Origin of the sequence: Mycobacterium sp. E2497 (genome assembly GCF_001668695.1) — a bacterium.
In the GTDB taxonomy this organism is placed as follows: Bacteria; Actinomycetota; Actinomycetes; order Mycobacteriales; family Mycobacteriaceae; genus Mycobacterium.
Map to the genome: position 1 here is coordinate 21,927 of NZ_LZKD01000172.1, position 22,044 is coordinate 43,970.

26 protein-coding genes are annotated in these 22,044 nt (G+C 67.9%); 10 read left to right on the forward strand and 16 right to left on the reverse strand.

The genetic code is table 11. The annotated features are described in order from the left end of the window. Nucleotides 1-42: 42 nt before the first annotated feature. From A5713_RS15615 to A5713_RS15630, 4 genes are read right to left on the reverse strand one after another with little or no spacing between them, the layout of a single operon-like run. Nucleotides 43-432 (reverse strand): MauE/DoxX family redox-associated membrane protein, encoded by a 390-nt coding sequence (locus A5713_RS15615; RefSeq protein ID WP_068096771.1) that lies wholly within the window; start codon nt 430-432, stop codon nt 43-45. Further along, nucleotides 429-1,226, reverse strand: a complete 798-nt coding sequence (locus tag A5713_RS15620; protein WP_068096773.1) for an HD domain-containing protein — start codon at nt 1,224-1,226, stop codon at nt 429-431. Before A5713_RS15620 ends, A5713_RS15615 begins: the two co-directional genes overlap by 4 nt. Nucleotides 1,227-1,229: 3 nt before the next feature. Beyond that, nucleotides 1,230-2,102 carry an alpha/beta fold hydrolase gene (locus A5713_RS15625; protein ID WP_068096776.1) on the reverse strand — a complete coding sequence of 291 codons (873 nt, stop codon included), beginning with the start codon at nt 2,100-2,102 and terminating at the stop codon, nt 1,230-1,232. Between the two features lie 44 nt (nt 2,103-2,146). Continuing rightward, a complete protein-coding gene (locus A5713_RS15630) occupies nt 2,147-2,659 on the reverse strand; it encodes a helix-turn-helix domain-containing protein (RefSeq protein WP_067917504.1) in 513 nt (170 codons plus the stop codon). A 157-nt stretch (nt 2,660-2,816) separates the two neighbouring features. Here A5713_RS15630 and A5713_RS15635 point away from each other — a divergent pair, with 157 nt between their 5' ends. Beyond that, nucleotides 2,817-3,992: a thiolase family protein gene (locus A5713_RS15635; RefSeq protein WP_068096825.1), complete on the forward strand. Its 1,176-nt coding sequence runs from the start codon at nt 2,817-2,819 to the stop codon at nt 3,990-3,992. 131 nt (nt 3,993-4,123) lie between these two features. Here the strand turns inward: A5713_RS15635 and A5713_RS15640 are convergent, their stop codons facing one another. Beyond that, nucleotides 4,124-4,678 (reverse strand): hypothetical protein, encoded by a 555-nt coding sequence (locus A5713_RS15640; RefSeq protein WP_369804468.1) that lies wholly within the window; start codon nt 4,676-4,678, stop codon nt 4,124-4,126. 164 nt (nt 4,679-4,842) lie between these two features. On the opposite strand from A5713_RS15640, the gene A5713_RS15645 reads away from it, so the two are divergent. Beyond that, complete coding sequence (locus A5713_RS15645; protein WP_068096777.1) at nt 4,843-5,601, forward strand: 3'(2'),5'-bisphosphate nucleotidase CysQ; 759 nt, start codon at nt 4,843-4,845, stop codon at nt 5,599-5,601. Nucleotides 5,602-5,673: 72 nt separating this feature from the next. Beyond that, nucleotides 5,674-6,543, forward strand: a complete 870-nt coding sequence (locus A5713_RS15650; protein WP_068096778.1) for an alpha/beta fold hydrolase — start codon at nt 5,674-5,676, stop codon at nt 6,541-6,543. A gap of 45 nt (nt 6,544-6,588) precedes the next feature. On the opposite strand, the gene A5713_RS15655 is transcribed toward A5713_RS15650, so the two are convergent. Both A5713_RS15655 and A5713_RS15660 read right to left on the reverse strand, forming a co-directional pair. Continuing rightward, nucleotides 6,589-7,029 (reverse strand): hypothetical protein, encoded by a 441-nt coding sequence (locus A5713_RS15655; protein ID WP_068096782.1) that lies wholly within the window; start codon nt 7,027-7,029, stop codon nt 6,589-6,591. A gap of 231 nt (nt 7,030-7,260) precedes the next feature. Next, the gene (locus A5713_RS15660; RefSeq protein WP_067917511.1) at nt 7,261-8,166 is read right to left on the reverse strand and encodes a haloalkane dehalogenase; all 906 of its coding nucleotides are present in this window, start codon (nt 8,164-8,166) and stop codon (nt 7,261-7,263) included. Between the two features lie 123 nt (nt 8,167-8,289). Between A5713_RS15660 and A5713_RS15665 the strand changes: the two genes are divergently transcribed. Continuing rightward, on the forward strand, nt 8,290-9,018 hold the full coding sequence (locus A5713_RS15665; protein ID WP_068096831.1) for a DUF2652 domain-containing protein: 729 nt from the start codon (nt 8,290-8,292) through the stop codon (nt 9,016-9,018). Here A5713_RS15665 and A5713_RS15670 read toward each other — a convergent pair. Beyond that, a complete protein-coding gene (locus A5713_RS15670; protein WP_369804469.1) occupies nt 9,015-10,160 on the reverse strand; it encodes a MalY/PatB family protein in 1,146 nt (381 codons plus the stop codon). The genes A5713_RS15665 and A5713_RS15670 overlap by 4 nt on opposite strands. A gap of 203 nt (nt 10,161-10,363) precedes the next feature. Here A5713_RS15670 and A5713_RS15675 point away from each other — a divergent pair, with 203 nt between their 5' ends. Beyond that, nucleotides 10,364-11,338: an LLM class flavin-dependent oxidoreductase gene (locus A5713_RS15675; protein WP_068096788.1), complete on the forward strand. Its 975-nt coding sequence runs from the start codon at nt 10,364-10,366 to the stop codon at nt 11,336-11,338. Between the two features lie 226 nt (nt 11,339-11,564). On the opposite strand, the gene A5713_RS15680 is transcribed toward A5713_RS15675, so the two are convergent. The 6 genes from A5713_RS15680 to A5713_RS15705 form a co-directional block, all read right to left on the reverse strand. Continuing rightward, nucleotides 11,565-12,554 (reverse strand): alpha/beta fold hydrolase, encoded by a 990-nt coding sequence (locus A5713_RS15680; RefSeq protein WP_068096790.1) that lies wholly within the window; start codon nt 12,552-12,554, stop codon nt 11,565-11,567. Nucleotides 12,555-12,628: 74 nt separating this feature from the next. After that, nucleotides 12,629-13,123: a lipoprotein LpqH gene (locus tag A5713_RS15685; RefSeq protein ID WP_068096793.1), complete on the reverse strand. Its 495-nt coding sequence runs from the start codon at nt 13,121-13,123 to the stop codon at nt 12,629-12,631. Nucleotides 13,124-13,207: 84 nt separating this feature from the next. Continuing rightward, nucleotides 13,208-13,939 carry a hypothetical protein gene (locus A5713_RS15690; protein ID WP_068096834.1) on the reverse strand — a complete coding sequence of 244 codons (732 nt, stop codon included), beginning with the start codon at nt 13,937-13,939 and terminating at the stop codon, nt 13,208-13,210. Next, a complete protein-coding gene (locus A5713_RS15695) occupies nt 13,939-14,811 on the reverse strand; it encodes an LLM class F420-dependent oxidoreductase (protein ID WP_068096796.1) in 873 nt (290 codons plus the stop codon). The genes A5713_RS15690 and A5713_RS15695 overlap by 1 nt, the downstream gene beginning before the upstream one ends. Beyond that, nucleotides 14,808-15,590: an SDR family NAD(P)-dependent oxidoreductase gene (locus A5713_RS15700; RefSeq protein ID WP_068096799.1), complete on the reverse strand. Its 783-nt coding sequence runs from the start codon at nt 15,588-15,590 to the stop codon at nt 14,808-14,810. The genes A5713_RS15695 and A5713_RS15700 overlap by 4 nt, the downstream gene beginning before the upstream one ends. 7 nt (nt 15,591-15,597) lie before the next feature. Beyond that, a complete protein-coding gene (locus A5713_RS15705; RefSeq protein WP_068096802.1) occupies nt 15,598-16,395 on the reverse strand; it encodes an alpha/beta hydrolase in 798 nt (265 codons plus the stop codon). Between the two features lie 133 nt (nt 16,396-16,528). On the opposite strand from A5713_RS15705, the gene A5713_RS27695 reads away from it, so the two are divergent. Continuing rightward, nucleotides 16,529-17,401: a hypothetical protein gene (locus A5713_RS27695; RefSeq protein WP_231980443.1), complete on the forward strand. Its 873-nt coding sequence runs from the start codon at nt 16,529-16,531 to the stop codon at nt 17,399-17,401. A gap of 3 nt (nt 17,402-17,404) precedes the next feature. Here the strand turns inward: A5713_RS27695 and A5713_RS15715 are convergent, their stop codons facing one another. Beyond that, nucleotides 17,405-18,259, reverse strand: a complete 855-nt coding sequence (locus A5713_RS15715; RefSeq protein WP_068096805.1) for a sulfurtransferase — start codon at nt 18,257-18,259, stop codon at nt 17,405-17,407. A 155-nt stretch (nt 18,260-18,414) separates the two neighbouring features. On the opposite strand from A5713_RS15715, the gene A5713_RS15720 reads away from it, so the two are divergent. The 4 genes from A5713_RS15720 to A5713_RS15735 all read left to right on the forward strand — a co-directional run bounded on the left by A5713_RS15720 (nt 18,415) and on the right by A5713_RS15735 (nt 21,047). Continuing rightward, nucleotides 18,415-18,846 (forward strand): hypothetical protein, encoded by a 432-nt coding sequence (locus A5713_RS15720; protein WP_068096840.1) that lies wholly within the window; start codon nt 18,415-18,417, stop codon nt 18,844-18,846. Beyond that, entirely contained in the window at nt 18,830-19,549 is a 720-nt protein-coding gene (locus tag A5713_RS15725; RefSeq protein ID WP_068096809.1) for a TetR/AcrR family transcriptional regulator, read from the forward strand. The genes A5713_RS15720 and A5713_RS15725 overlap by 17 nt, the downstream gene beginning before the upstream one ends. Further along, nucleotides 19,546-20,391: a class I SAM-dependent methyltransferase gene (locus tag A5713_RS15730; protein ID WP_068096813.1), complete on the forward strand. Its 846-nt coding sequence runs from the start codon at nt 19,546-19,548 to the stop codon at nt 20,389-20,391. Before A5713_RS15725 ends, A5713_RS15730 begins: the two co-directional genes overlap by 4 nt. A gap of 179 nt (nt 20,392-20,570) precedes the next feature. Further along, complete coding sequence (locus tag A5713_RS15735) at nt 20,571-21,047, forward strand: MPT63 family protein (protein ID WP_068096816.1); 477 nt, start codon at nt 20,571-20,573, stop codon at nt 21,045-21,047. Between the two features lie 3 nt (nt 21,048-21,050). Here A5713_RS15735 and A5713_RS15740 read toward each other — a convergent pair. After that, nucleotides 21,051-22,044: glycosyltransferase (locus A5713_RS15740; protein WP_197516383.1), on the reverse strand; the 994-nt coding region annotated here is incomplete at its 5' end.

The window sequence follows — 22,044 nt, forward strand, 5'->3', positions numbered from 1 at the left end:
GCCGGCAGGGACGGATGCGCCGTGGGTGACCACCCCGGGGCGTCAGCTGTTGCGTCTGATTTTGAGCGCGGTGGTGATCATCGGGATTTGCAGCGGCAGCCGGGCCAGCGCGGCGATGCGCAGCGGCCAGGGCTTGCCCCACCACAACCGGCACATGTTGACGTTGGCCGGGAACACGCCGACGAAGAGTGCGGCGGCCGCCAGTGCGGCCTGCCGTCGGGTGCGCGGTGGCACCAGGAGCGCGCCGATGACTATCTCGGCGACTCCCGATGCGTAGGTGTAGAGCCGCGCGTCGCCGGGCAGCTCGGCGGGGACGATGTCGTCGAACGGCTTGGGCGCCAGGAAGTGCAGGGTGCCGACGCCCACGAGCATTGCCGCGATGCGGTAGGCCGTGTTCTGGGTCGCGTCGGATCCAGCGAGGGGGGTGGTCATCGACCTATTGTGTCTTGTGCCGTGGTGAATGTGCTCCAGCGGACCGCCGTGGGAAAGATCGGTCCAAAGCACGCGAATCGACAGCCGGGGTTTCGGCGTGCTTCCTGCTTGACGAGTCGGGCGGTGTCTTCGGCGAATCCGTCTCGGGAGTAGCGGTTGAGGATCTCGTCGAGGTTGTCGGGGTGCAGCGCCCATTGCTGGGCCAGGACGTCGACCAATCCGCCCACACGGAGCCAGTGAGCTATCGCTCCGTATCGGTGCGCCGGGACGAACGGGTTGAGGTTGGTCGTGATGGCCAGGGCCACGCTGTCCTGACGTGAGCCCGTCCACCCGGCGGCCGCCGCGATCTCGCGAGCCTGTCTGGCGCCGGCGACGGTGAAGCACCCTCGCCGACCGGGGTCGAAGAGCCCGACGTCGTGGAGTAGCGCTGCGACACAAAGCGCTTCGCGGTCGATTGGGTCGGGGTGGCCGCTCAACTCGTAGCGGATGGCCGTGAAGTAATAGGTGCGGTAACTGTGGTTGACGATCTGCGGGCTGGCGACGGCGCGCAGGCGCTCCTCGGCCGCGCGGACTGCGTCCGTGCGCGGCGGTGCCCACTGCGCCAGGCCGATTTTTCGGGGAACCTCGGGTGCGGCAATAGGAAAGCGGCGGAGCGCCCAGCGCAGTCGGGGAGCGGCGTCACCGAGTAGCACCGCGCCGGTGCCGGCGAGCAGAGCCAGGCGCTGGGGCACCGACAGCGGCGGGCCGCCCCGTCTTTCCCATTCCAGCGAGCCAACCGGGGGCGTGTGGACCATCGGTCACTCCGCTCTCGTCGGGTGTGCGCCAAGGAAGCCCTCGATCGCGGTGACAAGGCGATCGGGCTGCTCTTCGGGGATGAAGGTGCGGCTGCCGGCGATTAGTTCAAATTGGCCTTGCGGCAATAGCTTTGCCAGCCGCCGTCCGTGGTCGCGGGGAAAGATCTTGTCGTTGTCGGCCCAGAGCACGAGCGCGGGTTTGTCGAAGCCGGTGAGCCGGTCCGCGGCCTCGAACGTGTATTTCGTGTCGACCGCTCGTAGCATGCGCCGGAAGTCGCGCCTGACTCCCGGGTTGAGGCGCACGGGGTCGGTGAAGGAGCGCATGATGTCTGGGGGCATGGGCCGTGAGGTCACAAACCCGTAGGCAGTGGGCAGGCGCTGGATCGCCTTGAACTGCGCCGTGTAGGCGACGATCCAGGTGAGTAGCCGCGAGCGTGCCATCACCTCCAGGTACTTCTGTGGCGTCGGCGGGAACTTCTCGAACGCGTCGCACGAGGTGAGCACCAGGCGGGCGATCCGTTCAGGGTGGCGTCCCACCAGCGCCTGCGCGACGGCGCCACCCGTGTCGTTGGCGACGATCGTGACGTCGTCGAGGCCCAAGGCGGCGATGAAGTCCGCGGTGATCCGGGCCATGCCGGGCAGCGACAGATCTGCATCGGCTTTCAGCGGCAGCGAATGCGAGCCCCACGGCAGGTCTGGCGTGATGCATCGATGGCTGCGGGCCAAGCGCGGCACGATGTTTCGCCACAGATCGCCGTTGACGCCGACGCCATGCACGAACACGATCGGCGGGCCATCGCCGCGGTCGCGGTAGTTAATCGCGCCTTGCGGGATGACGACGCGACGCTCCTGGCCAAGATCGGCACTGATCGACATGAGAGCATACTTGCATGGTGCAAGTGGGTCGGCAATGGCGCGACTCAATGTCGCGCCGGACGGCCTTCCCACGCAGCCAGTTGAGGCGGTGTCAGGGTGGTCGGCTCGCCATCCGCTCCGACGGCACCGGGCGCGGGCACGACGCGCAGGTCGCGCAGCCCGATGGGTTCGTCGCAGTGCTCGCATCGCAGCGCGCCACCGGCCTCGTGATCGCAGCCGGTGTGGAGGATCAGGACCTCGGGGCCGTCCGGACCCGGTTCGTGTCGGTCGGCCCAGGCCATCAGCGTCAACACCACCGGGAACAGGTCGCGGCCCTTTGGGGTCAGGTGGTACGAGCCGCGCGACCCGCTGCGCTCCAGCACGCCGTGATCGACCAGCTTCTGCAGCCGAGCGCTTAACACATTTGTCGCCAGCCCGAGGCTGCGAAGGAATTCGTCGTAGCGGGTCAACCCGTGGAAGGCATCGCGGACGATCAGCAGCGTCCAGCGCTCGCCGAGGATCGTCAGCGCACGGGCGAGCGCACAGCTCTGGCCCGTGTAGTCGCGCCCAAGTGGCATGGTGCAAGTTTAGGCCGCCGGCGGTTGCTTGATTGTTAGCGCCGTCACAGACCGCGGGGTCCGCAACCTAGCCCGTTACTATTGCTCATACGGTATTGAATACGATTCCATCCACCCGTTGCTGCCGACCGCAGCCAGACACTTCGAGGTTGAGCACATGGCCACACCCGTCATTGTCGGAGCGGTTCGGACGGCGATCGGCCGTTCCTTCAAGGGCACCCTCGTCAACACACCCCCCGAGACGCTGATCACCACGGTGCTTCCGGAGGTGGTGCGCAGGTCCGGCGTCGACCCATCCGCGATCGACGACATCATCTTCGCCGAATCCCATTACGGGGGTGGAGATTTGGCGCGTTATGCGGCGACCGCGACCGGCATGGAGGACATTCCCGGCCAATCGGTGAACCGGCACTGCGCGGGCAGCCTGACCGCCATCGGAAACGCCGCGGCCCAGATCGGCTCCGGGATGGAACGCGTCCTCATCGCCGGCGGCGTGCAGTCATTGTCGATGACGCCGCTGACCAACTGGCGAATTCCCGGTCCTGAGCTGAAGTTCCAGGAGCAGTGGATGCCGCCGACACATGTGGAGACGCCCGATGCGCCCACCCGGGACATGTCGATCACCGTCGGCTGGAATACGGCGCAGGCGGTCGGCATCACCCGCGAGGAAATGGACGCTTGGGCCGCGCGCTCGCATCAGCGCGCCATCGCTGCCATGGATGCGGGCAAGTTCGTCGACGAGATCGTCCCGCTGAAGGTCACCCAGCTCGACGGTTCGGTGATCGACTTCTCCGTCGACGAGCATCCCCGCCGGGACACCACCGTCGAGAAGCTGGCCGCACTCAAGGTGCTGCACCCCGAGATCGAGGGGTTCTCGATCACCGCGGGCAACAGCAGTGGCACCAACGACGCCGCCGCGGCGGTCGCCCTCGTCGATCGCGAGTACGCCACCGCGGAGAACCTCAACGTGATGGGCACGGTGCGGGCGTGGGCCGCCGCGGGTGTCGCCCCCAGGGACACCGGGCTGGGGGCTGTCAAGGTCATCGGCAAGGTGCTGCAGCGGGCCGGCCTGTCGGTCGGCGACGTGGCGCTGTGGGAGATCAATGAGGCGTTCGCCTCGGTACCGATCGCCGCGTGCCGCGAGTACGGCCTCGACGAGGAGAAGGTGAACTTCTCCGGTAGCGGGTGCAGCCTCGGCCACCCCATCGCGGCGTCGGGCGCGCGCATGGTGACCACGCTGGCCTATGAGCTGGCCCGCAGGGGCGGCGGCATCGGCGTCGCGGCCATGTGCGCGGGCGGCGGCCAGGGCGGTGCCGTCGTCATCGAGGTCTAGCGGCGATCGCGAGCGCGGCGAAGCCGGGCGAGGCGGGTCGCCGCCATTGGGCGCGGCGATCGCGAGCGCGGCGAAGCCGGGCGAGGCGGGTCGCCGCCATCGGGCGCGGCGATCGCGAGGATGGGGTCTGCCTAGTTGCAGAACGTGTAGCCGATGAACTGGGTGCCGCGCGTATCGCCGCTCGAGTAGTTGGCGAAGTGGACGGCCGGCTGTCCGTTGTACTGGGCGTTCATCTTCTGCACGTTTGGTGGGGGGACGTCTTTGGGGAAGGCCAGGATCATGTCGGCGAAGATGTTCAGGCCGGCCTGGCAGATGGCTTCGCGCCGTGGCGGTTGCGGATTCCACGCGTGTACGACAACCGGCTCCGTCAGCTGATAGCCCGCCGCACAATTCGGGTCGCAGACCTTGAAGACGGCCGTGCCGGTCCCGTCGGCGCCCTGCGGCCCCCACGCGCTCCACGACATGCCTTGCAGCGCAACGGCGACGCTCGCGCAGCCCAGCACGTTGAGCCGCTTCGGGCGCTCGACCGGCGGAGCGGACAGGTTGTAGCAACCAGGGATGGCGAAGCTCTGCGGCGGTGGCGGCAGCGATGTGGCCGGGGCCGCGGCTTGACTGCCCTGGGGCACCTTGAACCCGACAAAGGCGAGTAGGCCGCCCAACGCGAGCGCCGAGACGATGCCGATCAGGATCAGGCGCCCCCGTGGAACGCGTCCCAGTCGGCTCAACAAAGGAACGTTGCCCCCGCTCACGTTCAACAGATTACGACCGAACCGTTCCGCCCGGGGTGGTGCCCGTCAGCCTTCCCCTAGGCAGGGTAAAGTTGGTCAACGCTACCAACTTAAGGATTGTGATGGCCCTGCGACTGACGGATGACCACGAACTGGCGGCGCGGTTGGCGACCGAGGCCGGGCGGCTCCTGCTCACGGTGCGCGAAGAGTTCGCCGACGCCGACGCAAGCGAGCGGAAAGCCGCGGGCGACAAGCGATCCCACGATTTCTTGATGGCGGCTCTCGCCGACGAGCGGCCCGACGACGCGGTGCTGTCCGAGGAGGGGGCCGACAACCCGGTTCGGCTGCGCTCGGAACGCGTGTGGATCGTGGATCCCCTGGACGGCACGCGGGAATTCTCCGAACTCGGGCGCGACGACTGGGCGGTGCACGTCGCGCTGTGGGAGGCGGGCGAGTTGGTTGCCGGTGCGGTGGCGCTGCCGGCGCAGGGCATCACCCTGGCCACCCCCGAGGTCGATTCGCCACCCGCGGCCCCGGGCAAGCCGCGCATCGTGGTGTCACGCACCCGGCCGCCCGCCATCGCCCTGACCGTCCGCGACGCGCTGGACGGCGTGCTGGTGGAGATGGGCTCCGCCGGAGCCAAGGTCGCGTCGCTGGTCCAGGGATTGTCCGACGTCTACGTGCACGCCGGCGGCCAGTTCGAGTGGGACTCGGCCGCCCCGGTGGCCGTGGCCCGCGCCGCCGGGCTGCATACGTCGCGCATTGACGGGTCCCCCCTGGTTTACAACCAGTCGGACCCGAAGTTGCCCGATCTGGTGGTCTGCCGGCCTGAGCTGGCCGAGGCGGTGCTCGCGGTCACGTCGGGGCCGAACGTCGGCTAGTTGCGCCGAGCACGCCCAAATCCCGACGTGCGGCCTCATTTTCTCGGCAGGGCACGCGACTACGTTTGAGGAATGCTGACGAGTTCTCCGTGCGATGGCTTTCGGCTGGCCTACCAACGTCACGGGACCGGCGGACAATCGGTGATACTGCTGCACGGATGGCCCGGCGACCACACGGATTACCGCCACGTTGTACCCCTGCTGGACAAGGATTTCGACGTTGTGGTTCCTGACTTGCGCGGGTTCGGGCGGTCGGACAAGCAGCCCGTCGACCCAGCCCACGGATACGGCGCCGCGGCCCAGGCGTCCAGCATCGTCGGCCTGATCGATGAACTCGGCTTGCGGCGACCTGTCGTCGCCGGCTACGACATCGGAAGCCGCATAGCTCAAACCCTGGCCACGGATCGGCCGGGGCTCGTCAAGCACCTGGTCCTGTCGCCTCCGCTGCCCGGCGTCGGAACCCGCGTGCTCGATCCGGACGCCCAAGAGCAGTTCTGGTACCAAGCGTTTCACCAGCTGTCACTGGCGCACGAGCTGATCGACGGAAATCCCCGCGCCGTCCGCAGGTACCTGTCTCACTTCTGGGGGGCATGGTCCGGCCCGACGTTCGGGCTCGCGGATGCCGACTTGGAGCATCTCGTCGCCGCCTATTCGCCGCCCGGCGCTTTCCGCGCCTCGATTGCCTGGTATCGGGCGGGTTCCGGAACGGTGGCGACCGCACCGGGCGAACGGCCACCGCGGCGGGACCAACGCATCAGTACGCCCGCGTCCGTGCTTTGGCCAATACGCGATCCGCTGTTTCCCCCCGTGTGGTCGGATCGCCTCCACGAGTTCTTCACGGACGTTCAGCTGACCACCGTCGATGGCGCCGGCCACTTCGCACCGCTCGAATCCCCAGACGAGTTCGCCGACCTGATACGCCACGGGGCGATTGCCGCGTAACAGCCCGATCCCCGAGTGCCGCCGCAACCGTGGGTCCAGCCGCGTTCACAGCCGGCGCCTGCGCCCCTTGGCCTCCTCGGTCCACTCCTTCTCGATCCGCCCGATCTCGAGCGAGAGCAGCGTGAGGGTCGGGTTATCGCAGTGGATTTCGTGTCCGGTGCGGTACTTCGCCGTTTCACCGGTGGCAGGCAGGTGTGGCCGTAACCCCTCGAACCACTCGTCGCCCACGACATTGGGCGGATCGCCGTCCCTGGGTCCGCAAGCCCATTGCCGGTAGGCATCCCGGGCGTCGGCCAAGCCGGCCCGCCATCGCTGAATCGTCTCGCAGCGTTGCCCGTGCAACTGCAAGATCATCTGGTGCTTGTGGTCGGCACTGCCCATCATCCTGGGCAGCACGGTGTCGGAGACCGACCTCGCGACGCCCGCCGCCCCCGCGGCCGACGCGCCCACCACCATCCCCATGAGACCCATCAACGCACCGTCCATGCGCTGATCGTTCCATTCGACACCGGCCGCCCGACGCGGAGCCCGGCGGACGAGCCGTCGGCGGGGACCTACGATCGTGCCGGCCCAGTGTCCGACGGCCTAGCGGAGCGCAGCGATGTCGCGGATCGACACCCACCACCACGCGATGCCGGCGTTCTACCGGGAGCCGTTGCTAAAAGCCGGGATTGGCGAGGCGGGAGGGCGCTACCGGAGTGGAGCCCTGATGCGCGGTCAGCGCAGGGCCTGCTGCCAGGACAGAATGCGTTCGGCCAGTTCGGGTCCGGAGTCTTCCTGGATGAAGTGACCGGCGTTGATGCGGGCGTGCGGTTGGCCCGCGGCGCCGGGGATGTGCTGGATCAGGGGACGGTCGGCCCGCCCGAGGATGGGGTCGCGGGCGCCGAAGATGGCAAGGCAGGGTTTCTCCCACTGCCCCAGGACTTTCCATGCGGCTCTGTTGGCGGGGATCGCGGGATCGTCCGGTGAGGTCGGCACCAACTGAGGGAAGGCCCGGGCCCCGGCTTGATACGACTTGTCGGGGAACGGTGCGTCGTACCCGGCCCGCACCCGGGCCGGAACCCGCCGCACGGTCCCAACCGAGACGATGCGGCCGGCGGGCAATACGGGGGAGTAGCGTGCGAACGCCCGCCAGGCGTAGAAGGCGGGCGGGGTGGGCCGCTGCGCGGTGGGCAGGAAACCATTCGCGACCACCAGTCGCGCGATGCGGTCACCCTGCTCGGCGGCGATGCGCAGCCCGATCAGCGATCCCCAGTCCTGCACGAACAACGTCGCGTCCTTGAGGTTGAGCCGCTCGAACCAGGAGGTCACCCATTCGACGTGCCGCTGATAGGTGTAATCGCCGATCCGGCCGGGCTTGTCGGAGCGACCAAAGCCGATCAGGTCGGGCGCGAGCACGCGGTTCCCGGCGTCGGCGAGGGGCTGGATCATCGTCCGGTACAGGTAGCTCCAGGTGGGCTCGCCGTGCAGCAGCACGATCGGCGGCCCATCCGCCGGGCCCTCGTCGAGGAAGTGCATGCGCAGCGGCTGCGTGTCGCTCGCCGCCACGTCGAGGTAGTTCGCTACGAACGGATACCCTTCCAGGTTTTCGAATCGGGAATCCGGGGTTCGTAGCACATGCATATTCAGCTCCTCCGGTGGGTGGGCGCCTTGAGTTAGCCTCTCGCGGCGACGCCAGTTCGTCTAGTGGGAGATTGGGAGATTTCATTGGGCCCGGCGTTGACAGGACATTAAACTGGCTTGTTCATGGCGATTCGGCGTGCGGTCCTGCTCATTGCCGACATCAGCGGCTACACCCACTACATGCAGTGGAACCGCACCCACCTGGCGCACGCCCAGTTGACGGTGGCAGGGCTGCTGGAGTCGGTGATCGACGCCGGCAGAGGCATGAAGCTGGCCAAGCTGGAGGGCGACGCCGCCTTCTTCTGGGCGCCCGACGGCGACGCCAAAGTGCTGGTGTGTGACCGGCTGTCCCGGATGCGGGAGGCGTTCATCGCGCGGCGCGAGCGCTTCAAGAAGGATCTGGCCTGCGAGTGCGCGTGTTGCGCGCAGCTGGACAACCTGTCGTTGAAGTTCGTCGTCCACCAGGGTGAGGTGGCCGAGCAACGGGTGAAGCGCCACGTGGAACTCGCGGGCTTCGACGTGATCCTGGTGCATCGCATGCTGAAAAACCTGGTGCCCGTGGTCGAATACGTGTTGATGACCGATCCCGTCGCCGCGTGCCTGGACGAATCCGTGCGCTCGCAGTGCAAACCGCTGATGCACGTGTTCGACGACATCGGGGAGACGTCGACGCACTACATCGACCTTGCGACGGCGCAGGTTTCCCTCGCTCCGGTCCAGTCCAGCTTCTTTCGCCGGTTCGGGGCGACGATGAAGCTGGAATTGAGCTCGTTGCCCTTCGTGCTCGGGTTCAAGGAGCCCGCCGAGGGGTTCCGCAACCTGGGTCGCGGGGCCGAGGAGATCCCCGCCTAACCCCTGTCGGCGAGCGCCCGGCCCATCCGGGACACGGCCTCGGTGAGAATGGCCGCCGAGGTCGCGAAGTTCAGCCGGACGTGCCCCGCCCCGCCGGTTCCGAAAACGTGGCCGGAACTGAGCGCCACCCGGGCGTGGTCGCGGAACCACCGGGCGGGCCCGGACAGGTCGGCGACCACCGCAGGGCCGTCGGCGGGGGCGTCCTCGACGAACCCGAGCTCCCGGCAGTCGAGCCACGCGAGGTAAGTCCCTTGCGGCCATTGATATTTCACACTCGGCAGGTGTTCGGCGACCAGATCGCCGAGCAGCCGGCGGTTCCGGTCGAGGCCGCGCAGCAGCTCGTCAAGCCATTCGCCGCCGGTCCGGAAGGCTTCGGCGTGCGCGATGACGCCCAGGTGGCTCGGCCCGTGACTGACCTCCTCCGGCATCCGGCGCAGATCCGCGGCCGCCTCCGGGCCCGCGATGGCCAGAGCCGCCTTCAGGCCGGACAGGTTCCACGCCTTGGAGGCGGACGTCAGGGCGAAGGCGTTCTCCGCACCGGGGACGGTCAGGTACGGGGTGAACCGCGACCCGGACAGGACGACGGGTGCATGGATCTCGTCGGAGACCACCCGGACGGCGAACCGGTGGGCGAGCTCGGCGACCTGGCGCAATTCCTCGCTGGTGTGCACCGAGCCGGTCGGGTTGTGCGGGTTGCACAGCAAGTACGCGACCTTGCCGCCCGAAGTGCCGGCACGCGCGAACGCGCCCTCCAAGTTGCTCAAATCGATTCGTCCGTCGGCGTCCAGTGGGGCCTCGATCACGCGGCGGCCGTCGTGCGAGATGAACGCGTAGAACGGCGCGTACACGGGCGGGTTGACGACGACGGCGTCACCGCGGTCGGTGACCAGACGCAACAGCTCCACGGCGCCGAGCATGACGTCGGGGACGATCGCGGTGCGGCCGACCTCCAGGTCGTGCCATTGCCAACGCCGCGAGGCGAACTCACTCACCGCTTCGGCAAATGCAGTGCCGCAAGGGTATCCGGTGTCACCGATGTCGATGGCCCGGCGCAGGGCCGCGGCCACCGTCGGCGCCAGGTTGACGTCCATCTCGGCAACCCAGAGCGGCAACACGTCGTCCGCGTACGCGCGCCACTTCATGCTGGTGCGCAGCCGCAATTGGGGGAGGGTGAGTTCCTCGAGCGGGTTAAACGTCACTCGGCCAGATTGTAGGGCAGACCAGGTGGCGAACGCGTGCTTTGGAATCGTCGACGGGAGATCCTAGTCCCGACGACTCTGCCGCTTTACGTCTTCGGCCGAACGTGTAACGTGCCCCACAGAGTTTGGCCACCTAGGAGTTTGCCGTGTACACACTGCGCTTCGACATGCGCGACCCCGAGTGGGCCGCGTCTCCAACCGATCTGTACGCCGCGGCGCCCGAAATGTCGGCATGGGCCGAGGATCACGGCGGCCTGGCCGCCGTCTTCTGCGAACACCACGGTTCCGAGGACGGCTACCTACCCTCCCCGTTCTTGTTGGCGTCGGCCGTGGCGGCACGCACGCAGCGTCTGGCCCTCAGCCTGATCCTGATTCTCCCGTTCTACGAAACCGTGCGCCTCGCCGAGGACATGGCGGTGCTCGACATCATCAGCAAGGGGCGGGCGTCGTACATCCTCGCGCTGGGCTATCGGCCCGAGGAGTTCGAGCATTTCGGCGTTCCGATCAAGACCCGTGGCCGCCTCTGCGACGAGAGACTCGCGCTGTTGCAGCGGCTGCTTGCCGGTGAAACCGTCGTCGAAGACGGTCGGCGGATCACCGTGACACCACGCCCGCTGACCGCCGGCGGTCCGGGATTGATGTGGGGCGGCGGAACATTGGCGGCGGCCCGCCGGGCGGGCAGGTACGGCCTGGGCATGCTGGGCAACGCGAATGCTCCGGGTATTCAGGAGGCCTACGAAGCCGCCTGTCGCGAGCACGGCCACGAGCCCGGGCCGACCTTCTTTCCCGACCGCGACACGCCCTCGGTCGTGTTCGTCGCCGACGACGTGGATCAGGCCTGGAAAGAGATCGGCGACCATCTGCTGCACGACGTCCGCACCTATGCCGCCTGGAACCCCGGCGACGAGACCACGGCCGGCTTCTCGCACGTGAACACCGTCGACGAGCTGCGCGCGACCGGGAAATCACACGTGATTATCTCTGTGCCCGAGGCGGTTTCGCGGGTCCGCGCCGGCCAGGTGCTCAACCTGTCACCGCTGTGTGGCGGGCTGCCACCGGACGTCGCGTGGCCGTATCTCAAGCGCGTGGGCGAACTCGTGCTTCCTCAGGCGCTCGGGTGACTGCTGACGCACCCGCCCAACGTGGAGTTGTTACGGGGAAGTCGGCTATTTTCGCCCAACAACTCGACGTTGGGCGCAAATGTTATTGGGGGCGACTATGCCAACGTGCAACGAGCGCACACCGCGAGCGTGCGCGCGTGGGCGCGCCTGCCCGTCGTGACGGGGTGAGTGGGCGTCGTTCCGCCGAGTGTGAAGTTAGCTTCACGCTCGACCAAGAGAGGCCGCGCTAGCCGGCTGTTTGGTCCACCAACACCGCGCCGTCGGGCTGGTTGCCCAGCGTCTGCAGCGCTATGTCCCCACCCTGGGCCGTCAGCCGAACGATCTGGGCCAGTTGCGCGGGGGCGTCACACTGCAGGTAGTGGTCGGCGCCGGGCACCACCCAGTAGCGGTTGCGGCCGGGCTTGGTCTTCAGATACGTCTGCCACACGTGGTTGGGGACGCGCAGCGGCGCGACGCTGTCGTGCAATCCCCACACCACCGTGGTGTTGACCGGGCTGGTGGAAAGCGCTTCCAGCCAACCCGTTTCGTCGGCGGCGCGCTCGTGGAGGTACTGGATGGTGTCCGGCAACACGCGGATCCCGTCGTTGTGGGCGAAACACTTCGCCAGCGCGGCGATCTCGGGGTCGTCGAGTGTGCGTCGCGGCATGAAGGTGCTGGCGCCCAGGCCGGCGGCAAGCATCTCCGGCGTGGTCGCCGCGGCGGTGGGCCGCCCGGTGTCGGGGTCGAGCAGTGCGGTCTGGAACGCGGTGAGGTTGGACAGCGGCAGGTAGATGTTGGCGTTGGTCACGACCAGGTCGACCGGCGCGACGGGCGGATCCAGCGCCGCCAGCATCTCCAGCGCGATCATGCCGACGCTGCTCCCGCGATCGTGGGTGAGCATGCGGAATTCGGTCAGAGTCCACACCTGGGTGATCGCGTAGACCAGCAGCCGCGCGTCGTCGTAGAGCGAATACACATAGGGTTCAGCCGGTTTGTCCGACAGGCCGTACCCCGGAAAGTCCAGCGCGTAGATGTCGAACTCCGAGCCCAATTCATTGGCCAGGGCGAAATAATCGATGCTCGACGTCGGAAAGCCGTGCACGAGCACCAAGGCGGGGGCGCCCGGCATTCCGCAGCGGCGACTGAAGACCGCGACTTCCTGTGCATCGTTGGCGGCGGTCGTCGACCGCCACCGTAGTTCCGTACCGCCGGTTTGCCACTCCGCGAAGATGTCCAAGCTGCCAGCATCGCAGAGCTAAGGGCGATAGACAACCATGCCGTTACCGCAAGCCGGCCGCATGGACGCCGCGTTCACGGGCAGGTGATGTGGACCCCGAAAGTCACCGGGCGCGTGCCGTTTTGGCCGGGCGTGGTCGCCTGCCCCGTCCCGGTCACCGTGTAGCTCTTGCCCTGCTTGGTCGCTTGGACCTGGGTTGCCGACTTGGTCGCCTGGTACGGCAGTTGATACTGGCCGGTGCCCAGCGTGAGCGAGATCGCGAATCCGTCCACCATGGGCGGTTTCTCGTCCGAAAGGGCCAGCGAGACCGAGGCCGTATCGTCGTGCACGCTGATGTGGGTGGTGAGGTCCCCGGACTCCGGGGGTGACGCGTCCGGTTGGGCCGCCGAACTGGTGCAGTCCACCCCCGCGGTCATCGTGTGCTTGTTCCCGTCGATCATGACCGTGGTGCTCACGGGATCCGGACTCGAACTCGGGGCCGACGCCGGTTGACTTCCTTTACCGGAGCAGCCGGCCAGGCCGGCGGTCAGCACGAGCCCGGCCACCACGAAGATGTACGGAATCTTCATCTCACCTCCTTTGCCAGCGAGGACTATAGATCCCCTTCGTTTCGGGAAGGTCTCATTTCTCTGGCGACCAGTCAACCGCAGGGTTTACCGCCAGGCTTCCCAACTGACCATGCTGCGTAGCGGCCCGGCAAACAGCGGCCGTACGGCCGATGACCGCCACCGCTGTTCGATGACGGGGGCCAAGGCGTCGGTGGTGGTCAGCGGGTCTTCGTCGAGGTAGATGACGGTGATGTACTGGTGGTCGGTGCGCCATCCCCGCGGCAGGTGGCTCCAGCCCGCGCTGGACCCGAAGGTCCACGCGCCGGCGGTGCCCGGCGCGGCGAGCAGCGCCGGGTGGTGCTCGGCGTGCAGCCATTGCAGCCACTCGTCCGGGCGGCGCCCGGCGACGGGTTCCTCGACGATGAGCACGACGCCGCGGTGCGGCCGAAACGGCACCACCTCGGCGGAAACGAGTGCGCGCGGCGAGGATTGCCACTGCAGCAGGCGCAGGCCGGCCACCTGTAAGGAGGGCCGGACGACGGGGAACCGGCCGTTCTCGCGCAGCGCGCGACCCAGTGTGACGAAGTCGTCGAAGGTTTCCTCGACGGGGTCGCCGACGAGGTAGTGCACCGCGTTGCCGATCTCACCCAGGTCACCGTGGGCCGCCAGGCGGTGCGCGGGATAGTCGCCGTCGGCGATCCAGCGCAGCCCGTGGACAATGCCCGGCAGCTGGTACTGCTCGGGCATGTGATCCAGCAGGTGCCAGCGCAGGTAACTGCCGTCGTCGTCGGCCGGCGCGGCGGCGGTGAGGCTGAATATGCCCGCCCTGACGCGTATCACGCGGCGCCCCCGGGGGGCTGCAGCTCGGCGAGCGCCTGCAGCTGTTCCAGGTAGTGCTGCAGCGATGTGTGGCGGAAGACGGCGGGCACGATGGTGGCTCCGTGTGCGGCGGCCCGGCCGATGGCATCGCGGGTTTGCTCCGGCTCGTCGATCGGGTCCAGCGGTGCCGGGGGTGGCAAGACCACCTCGAACCCGGGCCGAAGATCGAAGCGGTTCAACCAGTCTCGTGCGTCACGCAGGCTCACACTGAAGGGTGCCCAGCCGTCGGCCAGGGTCGCGGCGCGGCGCAGCGATCGCGGGGTCCGGCCGCCGACCCAGAAAGGGACCCGCTCCTGCACGGCGCACGGATCGACGACCATGCCGCCGAACGAATAGAACTCGCCGCGGTATTCGGGTTCGGGCACGGACAGCGAGGCGCGCAGCGCCCTGAGCGCGTCGTCTCCTCGCGGTCCGCGGTCGTCGAACGGCGCTCCGAGGAGGTCGAATTCCTCCTTGAGGCTGCCGACGCCGACGCCGAGGATGAGCCTGCCGCCGCTGACCTTGTCCAGCGTGCCGTAGCGCTTGGCGATCTCGAGCGGATGGTGGTATCCGAGCACCAGCACGTTGGTGGCCAACCGGATTCGCTCGGTGTGGGCGGCCAGGTAGCCGAAGGTGGCCAGCGGATCCCAGTAGCGGGTGCCGCGGCGGTGCCTTTCGGCCGCGGGCAGGGCGATGTGTTCGCTGCAGGTCAGGTGGTGGTAGCCGAGTCGATCCGCGGCTACGGCGACCCGCGTCAGGTCCTCGATGGACGCGGTCTTCTCCCAATCCCCACTGGCTTTGGGGAACATCGTCACCACGGGGGTGGCCACCGAGAGTCGGGGGGCGCTCATCCCTGCATGTACCCTCCGGCGTCGACGGGGATCGATTGCCCGGTGATGGTGCGGCTTTCGTCGCTCGCCAGGAACAGCGCCAGGTTGGCGACGTCGTCTGGTGTGGAGATATCCTGCAAGGCAACGCCTTTGATGGCATTGGCGCGTTGGGTGGCGAAGTCGATGCCGCGTTCGTCGGCGGTGCGTTGCACCCATCGGCGCCACAGCTCGGTGTCGATCGAGCCGGGCACGATGCAGTTGCACCGGATGCCGTATGGGCCGACCTCCAGAGCCACGGTCTTGGTGAACGCACGAAGTGACGCCTTCGCGGTGACGTAGTGGCTCTTGCGGACGATGCCGAAATAGCCCGCCGTGGAGGAGAAGTTGAGGATGACGCCGCGACGGCGGGCCAACATCGACTGGTTGAGCACTTCCCGGGTGCACAGCATCGCCGCGGTGACGTCGATGGCGATCGTGGCGTTCCAGTTGTCCAGGGTCTGTTCCCAGATCCAGCGGTCTTCACCGGGCGCGGCCGCGTTGTTGCACAAGATGTCGACGTGGCCGAATTCGTCGACGGCGCGCGCCACCATGGCTGCGACGTCGTGCTCGTCGGTGACGTCCGCGCGCATCGCGATCGCACCGGGACCGGCCGCGTCGGCGGCTGCGCGAACAAGTTCTTCGCGGCGCGCGGCCAGCAACACCCTGGCGCCTTCACCGACGAACCGCGAACCCAGCACGGGTCCCAGGCCGGTACTCGCCCCGGTGATGATCGCGACCTTGCCGTCGAGGCGGCCCGTCATGGCGCAGTCAACTTGCGGGCGCGCATGTTTCGAGCCACGCGTGGATTCGTTCGGCGACGGCAGGCCATCCGGGGTCCAGCATCATGTCGTGGCTCATCTTAGGGAAGAACTCGGCCCGAGTGTCGTAGGCGGCCGCGGTGGCCAGAACTTCGTCCGCGGTGAAACAGACGTCGTCCTCGGCTCCGAGCACCAGCAGCGGCGTGGTAACCAGATGCGGCCTGGGAAGCTTGAGCCACAGCATGTCGATCGCGAGCCTCAGCGCGAACTCTTCGTCGAGTGCCGCGGCGTAGCGCGCCACGTCGGCTTCGGAGTGTGCCCGCGAGAAGAAGGTTTCGCGGGCCAATTCCGGTGTGGCGCCGACGCCACGCAACGACCTGGTCATGGCCAGGCCGCTGGCGGTGTACCACGGGTGACGCTTGAGCCTGCGCGCCAGGAATCCCAGGATCCCGCTGGGGGGCACTGAGGCGAGCAGCACGGCCGCGGCGGCCTCGTGTGATTCCAGGTACTTCTGCACCACGAAACCGCCCATGGAGTGGCCTACGACCACCGGCCGTTCGGGCAAGCAGTCGGCAACCGCGGCGACGTCGGCGACGAAGTCCGTGATCGAGCAGAACCGCATCGACCTGGCCGCCGGGCTGTTGCCGTGACCCCGAAGGCTCACCGCCAGCGCCCGGTGGCCCTTGTCGGCGAAGAAGTCCAGAAAGTGCTCGTCCCAGCACCAGGCGCCATGCCAGGCGCCGTGCACGAACAACACCGGTGGCTTGCGGGATTCGCCGCTCGGCTGTCGTTCGATCACTTCGAGCATGAGCGTGACTCCTCCGTCGGCCGCGCCCCTGGTTGGCTGCAACGCCGCTGAGACTAGCCGCTGGCCCACCCGTGCAGGGCCGGAATCAGCAAAGGTGCACCGAAGCGCGCCCCGGCGGGCGTTTACTGGGCCGGTGGGAGCTGACGCGGATTCCGGCGGGACGCGCGTGCTGGTGCTGTCCGCCTTCCCGGCCGAGGCCGACGCGGTGTTGTCCCACACCACGCTCGATCGTGATCCGGTGGTGGTCGCCGACCGCCGGCACTTCTACCTCGGTTCGATCGCCGGCAAGAGGGTGGTCGTGGCGATGACGGGCATCGGCCTGGTGAACGCGGGCGACACCACCGCCGTCACCTTCGCTCGCTTCCCGCCCGGCGCCCCCAATGCGATTGGTGCGGTGGTGTTTTCGGGCGTCGCCGGCGGGGCGGGCCGCACCAGGATCGCGGATGTCGCCGTGCCGGCGCGCTGGACCCTGGACCACGGCGGGACGTTTCGTCCGGTCGACCCCGGCATGCTGGCGACGGCCGAGAAGCTCTCCGTGGCACTCGACGGCGCGACCCGCCGGATCGATCTGCGGCGCAGGCCGCACGTCGTCGTCGGCGGCGACGGTTGCAGTTGGGACAACAACAACGGCGTGGCGTTTCCGTGCATCCCCAACGGGGGCGAGGTATTCGGCTGCCAGCCCCGCAGCGCGCCCGACCGGTCCTTGCGGTACACCGGCAACTTTCGGCAGGCGGGGGTCCGCTGGCTGAGGAGCGCCCTGATCAGCAACCTGCGCATCGTTTCGACGGCGGACCCGGCCTTCGAGGCGACGGACATGGAGACCGCGGCCGCGCAGGCGGTGGCCGACGCGCACGGGGTTCCGTTCCTGGGCATCCGGGGCATCACCGACGGACCGGGCGATCCACTTCACTTGCCCGGCTTCCCGTTCCAGTTCTTCTGCTACAAGCGGATCGCGGCGGCCAACGCGGCCCGGGTAACCGCGGCCTTCCTCGAGAGCTGGGTCTGATCGCTACTCGGGGCCGCGCGCGACCGCCCGGCCCGGGTCCGAACACCACTCGGACCACGACCCGGGAAACAGCGCCGCCTTCCGGCCCGCCGCCGCGAGCGCGGCGACCGCGACGCTGGCGGTGACGCCCGAGCCGCAATAGGCACCCAGCGGACCGTCCCCATCGACCCCGCGCTCGCCCAACAGTCGGGTAAGCGCGTCGTCGCCGACGAACGTGCCGTCGGCGGCCAGGACGGCCGTGCTGGGCAAATTCTGGGCGCCGGGGATGTGACCGGCGGCGGGGTCGAGCGGTTCGACGTCACCGCGAAAGCGTTCGGGCGCCCGCGCATCGAGGAGCGGCATAGTGCCGGCGCCGGCCTCGTCGGCGGTGAGGGTCGGCAGGTGACCGGCATACAGATCATCGTGCGGCACAGTCACATTCCCGGGTTGCGGTGTCACCTCGCCGGTTTCCAGGCGCAGCCCGGCCGATCGCCAGGCGGCCAGGCCGCCGTCCAGGATGCGGACGTCCGCCAGCCCGGCCGTCGTCAATACCCACCAGGCGCGCGCCGAACCGGCGCGATTCCAGTCGTCGTACACCACCACCGGCGAATCCTGTCGGACTCCCCATCGGCGCGCGGCGGCCTGCAGACTGCGTCCCGACGGCAGCGGATGGCGGCCGCGTCCAGAAACCGTGTGATCGCTGAGTTCCTCCTCGAGCGAGGCGTACACCGCGCCGGGTAGGTGGCCCTGCAGGTAAACCGGCCGCCCGTCCGGCTCGTCGAGCCGCCACCGGACGTCGAGGATGGTGACCGGATCGCCGGCCTCCATGAGTGCAGCGAGCTGCGTGACGCTGATCAACACCTGGTCCCGGGCTGTCACCGATTCGCCTCCCTGATCGTCTGCACCGAGACTAGCTGCCGCCCGAAATGCCGCCCTGCTCGGCAAAAGCGTCAACTGATCAATTTATAGACCAGCGGTCTGTTATACCGACCGACGGTCGGTTATGCTCCCGTGAGAGCTATGGAGGAGGCGCGATGACCACATCCGAGCAACCGCAGACTCGTACCCGCATGTTCGCCCGTGTGTTGGGCCCGTACCTCACGATCGTGCCCACCACGGTCGCGGTCCGGGGCTCGTACATGCAGGAACTGTTCACGGAGTTCAAGGCAAATCCCATGTGGCCCTGGCTCTATGGGGCCATTCTGTTGATGGGCGGCATCTTCATCATCGCCTTCCATCAGTATTGGCGCGGCCTTGCGGCGGTCATCGTGTCCGCCGTGGGCTGGTTTTTCTCGATACGTGGACTGTTGCTATTGACCGTGCCAAGGGCTTATGACGCGGCCGGCAACGCCATTTACCGCTCGGGTGCGACCGTGGCGATATGGGTGTTGTTCATCTGCCTCGCCTCCGCCGGGCTCTACCTGACGTACGTCGGATGGAAGCCAGAGCGTGCCGCGGGTAGTTAAGCATCCCGACGTCCGGCGCGGGGAGCTGCTTGACCGGGCGACAGCGCTCTTTCTGCGTGATGGTTATGACAACGTTAGCCTCAACGATCTGATCGCAGACACTGGGATCTCCAAAGGCGCCTTCTACCATTGGTTTCCGTCGAAGGACGCGTTGATCGCCGCATTGGCCGAGCGCAGCGCGCGGGACGCGTTTGCCGGTGTCGAGGCCGCCGTCGCCGCCTGTGGTGGTGACGCGCTGGCCCGGCTGAACGCGGCACTACGGGCCGGGTTTGACGTCAAGATGGAGATGGGTGCGCCGGAGCATCTGGCCGCAATGGCGTCGTTGCTGCGCCCGGACAACGCCCACCTCTACGGACGAATAGTGGCGGTCGAAGAGGTGCTGGCCCTGCCATTACTGACCCGCCTGATCAACGATGGGGTCGCCGACGGTGTCTTCGGCACCTTCGACCCCGAAGGCGTCGCCGACATGATCTACGGGCTCGCCGCGCGCACCAACTCCGCGATCCTCAAGGTGTTGCAGGCGCCTGACGAGGTCGCCCGTGAACGCGAGATCGATAGCATGGCAAAACGTTTCAAGCTGCACGGGCTCGCGACCGATCGCATCCTCGGACTACCGGACGGTAGCGTCACCACGCTTACGCGAGCGCAGGTCGAAGCGCTGGTGCCCGCGCTGCCACGCAACTGGTCGGAGGCCACCCCATGACCATGCAGATTCCGGCACTCACGCCCGCGCAAGAGAGCCTGTTTCTCACCCTCGGGGGCAGGGCCCTCGACAGCCGCTTGCCGCAGCCCTTTCTGGGCGACACCATGGCCGACGAGGTCCTGACGGAAGTGGGCTACGACCTCGCCCGGTTTCCCGTGCTGACAGCCAAGTTCCTCGACCCGCGATCCCGGGTCTTCGACATCGCGGTGCGGGCCAAGGTGCTTGACGATCTGGTGCGCCGCTTCACACTCGACAATCCGGACGCCGTGGTTCTGGATCTCGGCGCCGGCCTGGACAGTCGGATTTTTCGCGTTGGCCCCCCGCCTGGCGTCTCGTGGTACGACATCGACTTCCCCGAAGTCATCGCCCTGCGCTCGCGCGTTGTTCCGCAACACGCCCAGGCCCACAGCGTGGGCGCAGACCTGACCGACCCGGGCTGGCTCAACGACATCCCCGGCTCGCGGCCGGCCGTCATCGTCGCCGACGGTCTCGTCGCCTTTCTCACCGAGGACGGCTTCGTTTCCCTGCTGGATCGACTCGTTCAGCACTTCCCGGGCGGACAGCTGGCATTCAACCTCTATACCCGCAACGCCATTTGGGCGGTTAAGCATGCTCCGGGAATGGCTGTCATCGCGGACGGCGTGGTCAACCCCGGTTTCAATGACCCTCGTCAACCGGAGCGATGGGTCGGCGGGATCAAACTGGTCGACGAAATTTTCCTCACCCGGGCCCCCGAGATTACGCAGCTTCCACCCATGCTGCGCGCGACGGCGCGCCTGGCGGCTCCCAGCGCGCGCATCTCCCGGCTCGTCGGCACCGTAGTGGTTGTCTACCGGTTCTGAGTTCGCGACCATTTCCCATTTCCGCGGTGCGCGGCGAATGCCGGACCATTTGATTGGCGTAGGTCCCCGAACTAATGGGTCGAATGGCCCTAGCGAATGGGGATGGCGGGAGACACGGTTAATGTTTCGGAGTCGATTGGCGGCAAATCTTTTTGCCGCTCAAACGAGGAGGAATACCAGTGAAGATCCCCACGATGATCATTTCGGTCGCGGCCGTCGTAATGACCGCCATCGGTGTGAGCAACGCGCCAAACGCATCGGCCACCTATCCCGTCGTCGGCAAACTCGGTAGCGAACTGACGATGACCGACAGCGTCGGCCAGGTCGTCCTTGCGTGGACGGTCAGCAACCTCCAGCCCAGCAGCGACGTAACTCCCGGCTACACGCCGACCGGCAAGCTATGGGAAGCGACGGCTACCGTCAGGTCGGTTCGCGGCACCGTTACGCCGGCGATTTCGCAATTCAACGCCGTCGCCCCGAATTCTGCCGCCTATCGGGTGCTGTGGTGGGTCGCGAGCCCGACGAACATCAGCGGGGCAACCATTCCTGACGGTGCGCAAGCGACCGGCAAAATCCACTTCGACGTCACGGGCTCGGCGCCGACCACGGTGACGATGAACAACGGGATGGAAGACCTGCTGATCTGGGGCCCGTAAGGGTTATGCGGTGTGTTCGGAATCGCCACGCTGATCGGGCAGCGCCGGCGCCCCTAACGACGCCAGCATGCCCGTCGCCGCACGGTGCCACGTGAAGTCCTCTGCGCGGCGGCGCGCCGACACGCGGCGGTGGTGCTCGGGGCGGCTGGTGACCGCACCGACCGCCCGCGCGATCGCGGCCGGGTGATTGTCCGCCGAAGCGCCGCTGTCCGGGGTGATGATCTCGGTCAACGCCGAGGTCCGCGAGACGACCGCCGGTGTGCCGCAGGCCAGCGACTCCAGCGCGGCCAGCCCGAACGTCTCGTGCGGCCCGGGCGCCAGCGTCACGTCGGCCGAGGCCAGCAGCCCGGCCACCGTGTGGCGATCGGAGACGAAACCGGTGAAGTCCACCGGCAGCCGGGCGGCCTGCCGCTCCAGCCTGGCCCGCAGCGGACCCTCGCCCACGACAACGAGCCGGGCGTCGACCCCGGCGTGGCACAGCTCGCCGATCGCGTCGATGCTGCGGTCGACGCGCTTTTCCACCGACAGCCGGCCGCAATGGACCAGCAGCAGCTGGCCCGGCGCGGCCCAGCGCCGCCGTACCAGGTACGAGTGCCGGCGCGGGTGGAAGGTCTGCAGGTCCACGCCCAGCGGGACGGTCACGGTGTTCGTCGCGCCGATGCGGTCGAATTCCTCACGCGCAAAACCGGTGGTGCACACCACGGTGTCGTAGTCGGCGGCGGTGCGCGCGTTGGCCAGGTCGGCGAACTTGACCGCGGCACGGCGCGGAAGTATCTGCCCCACAAGGCGATCCAGTCGCTCGTGAGAGATCATGACGGTGGTGGCGCCGTGGTTGCGGCCCCACCGGCCCAGGGATCGCAGCGTGAGCCGGTCGGATACCTCCAGGGCGTCGGGCCGTAACGCCTCCAGCAGCGACTTGACTGGGCCGGGCAGGACCGCGCGGTAGCCGCCGGTGAGCGGAATCAGCCGCGCCGGCAGGGTGATTCGCACGACGCCG

Bases quoted from the DNA above. Each gene is read 5' to 3' on its own strand.
- A5713_RS15630 (WP_067917504.1), bottom strand. From the start codon at position 2,659: ATGCCACTTGGGCGCGACTACACGGGCCAGAGCTGTGCGCTCGCCCGT.
- A5713_RS15645 (WP_068096777.1), top strand. From the start codon at position 4,843: ATGGCCCTGCGACTGACGGATGACCACGAACTGGCGGCGCGGTTGGCG.
- A5713_RS15650 (WP_068096778.1), top strand. From the start codon at position 5,674: ATGCTGACGAGTTCTCCGTGCGATGGCTTTCGGCTGGCCTACCAACGT.
- A5713_RS15665 (WP_068096831.1), top strand. From the start codon at position 8,290: ATGGCGATTCGGCGTGCGGTCCTGCTCATTGCCGACATCAGCGGCTAC.
- A5713_RS15655 (WP_068096782.1), bottom strand. From the start codon at position 7,029: ATGGACGGTGCGTTGATGGGTCTCATGGGGATGGTGGTGGGCGCGTCG.
- A5713_RS15685 (WP_068096793.1), bottom strand. From the start codon at position 13,123: ATGAAGATTCCGTACATCTTCGTGGTGGCCGGGCTCGTGCTGACCGCC.
- A5713_RS15705 (WP_068096802.1), bottom strand. From the start codon at position 16,395: ATGCTCGAAGTGATCGAACGACAGCCGAGCGGCGAATCCCGCAAGCCA.
- A5713_RS15720 (WP_068096840.1), top strand. From the start codon at position 18,415: ATGACCACATCCGAGCAACCGCAGACTCGTACCCGCATGTTCGCCCGT.
- A5713_RS15620 (WP_068096773.1), bottom strand. From the start codon at position 1,226: ATGGTCCACACGCCCCCGGTTGGCTCGCTGGAATGGGAAAGACGGGGC.
- A5713_RS15625 (WP_068096776.1), bottom strand. From the start codon at position 2,102: ATGTCGATCAGTGCCGATCTTGGCCAGGAGCGTCGCGTCGTCATCCCG.
- A5713_RS15615 (WP_068096771.1), bottom strand. From the start codon at position 432: ATGACCACCCCCCTCGCTGGATCCGACGCGACCCAGAACACGGCCTAC.
- A5713_RS15700 (WP_068096799.1), bottom strand. From the start codon at position 15,590: ATGACGGGCCGCCTCGACGGCAAGGTCGCGATCATCACCGGGGCGAGT.
- A5713_RS15660 (WP_067917511.1), bottom strand. From the start codon at position 8,166: ATGCATGTGCTACGAACCCCGGATTCCCGATTCGAAAACCTGGAAGGG.
- A5713_RS15730 (WP_068096813.1), top strand. From the start codon at position 19,546: ATGACCATGCAGATTCCGGCACTCACGCCCGCGCAAGAGAGCCTGTTT.
- A5713_RS15670 (WP_369804469.1), bottom strand. From the start codon at position 10,160: ATGAAGTGGCGCGCGTACGCGGACGACGTGTTGCCGCTCTGGGTTGCC.
- A5713_RS15635 (WP_068096825.1), top strand. From the start codon at position 2,817: ATGGCCACACCCGTCATTGTCGGAGCGGTTCGGACGGCGATCGGCCGT.
- A5713_RS15695 (WP_068096796.1), bottom strand. From the start codon at position 14,811: ATGAGCGCCCCCCGACTCTCGGTGGCCACCCCCGTGGTGACGATGTTC.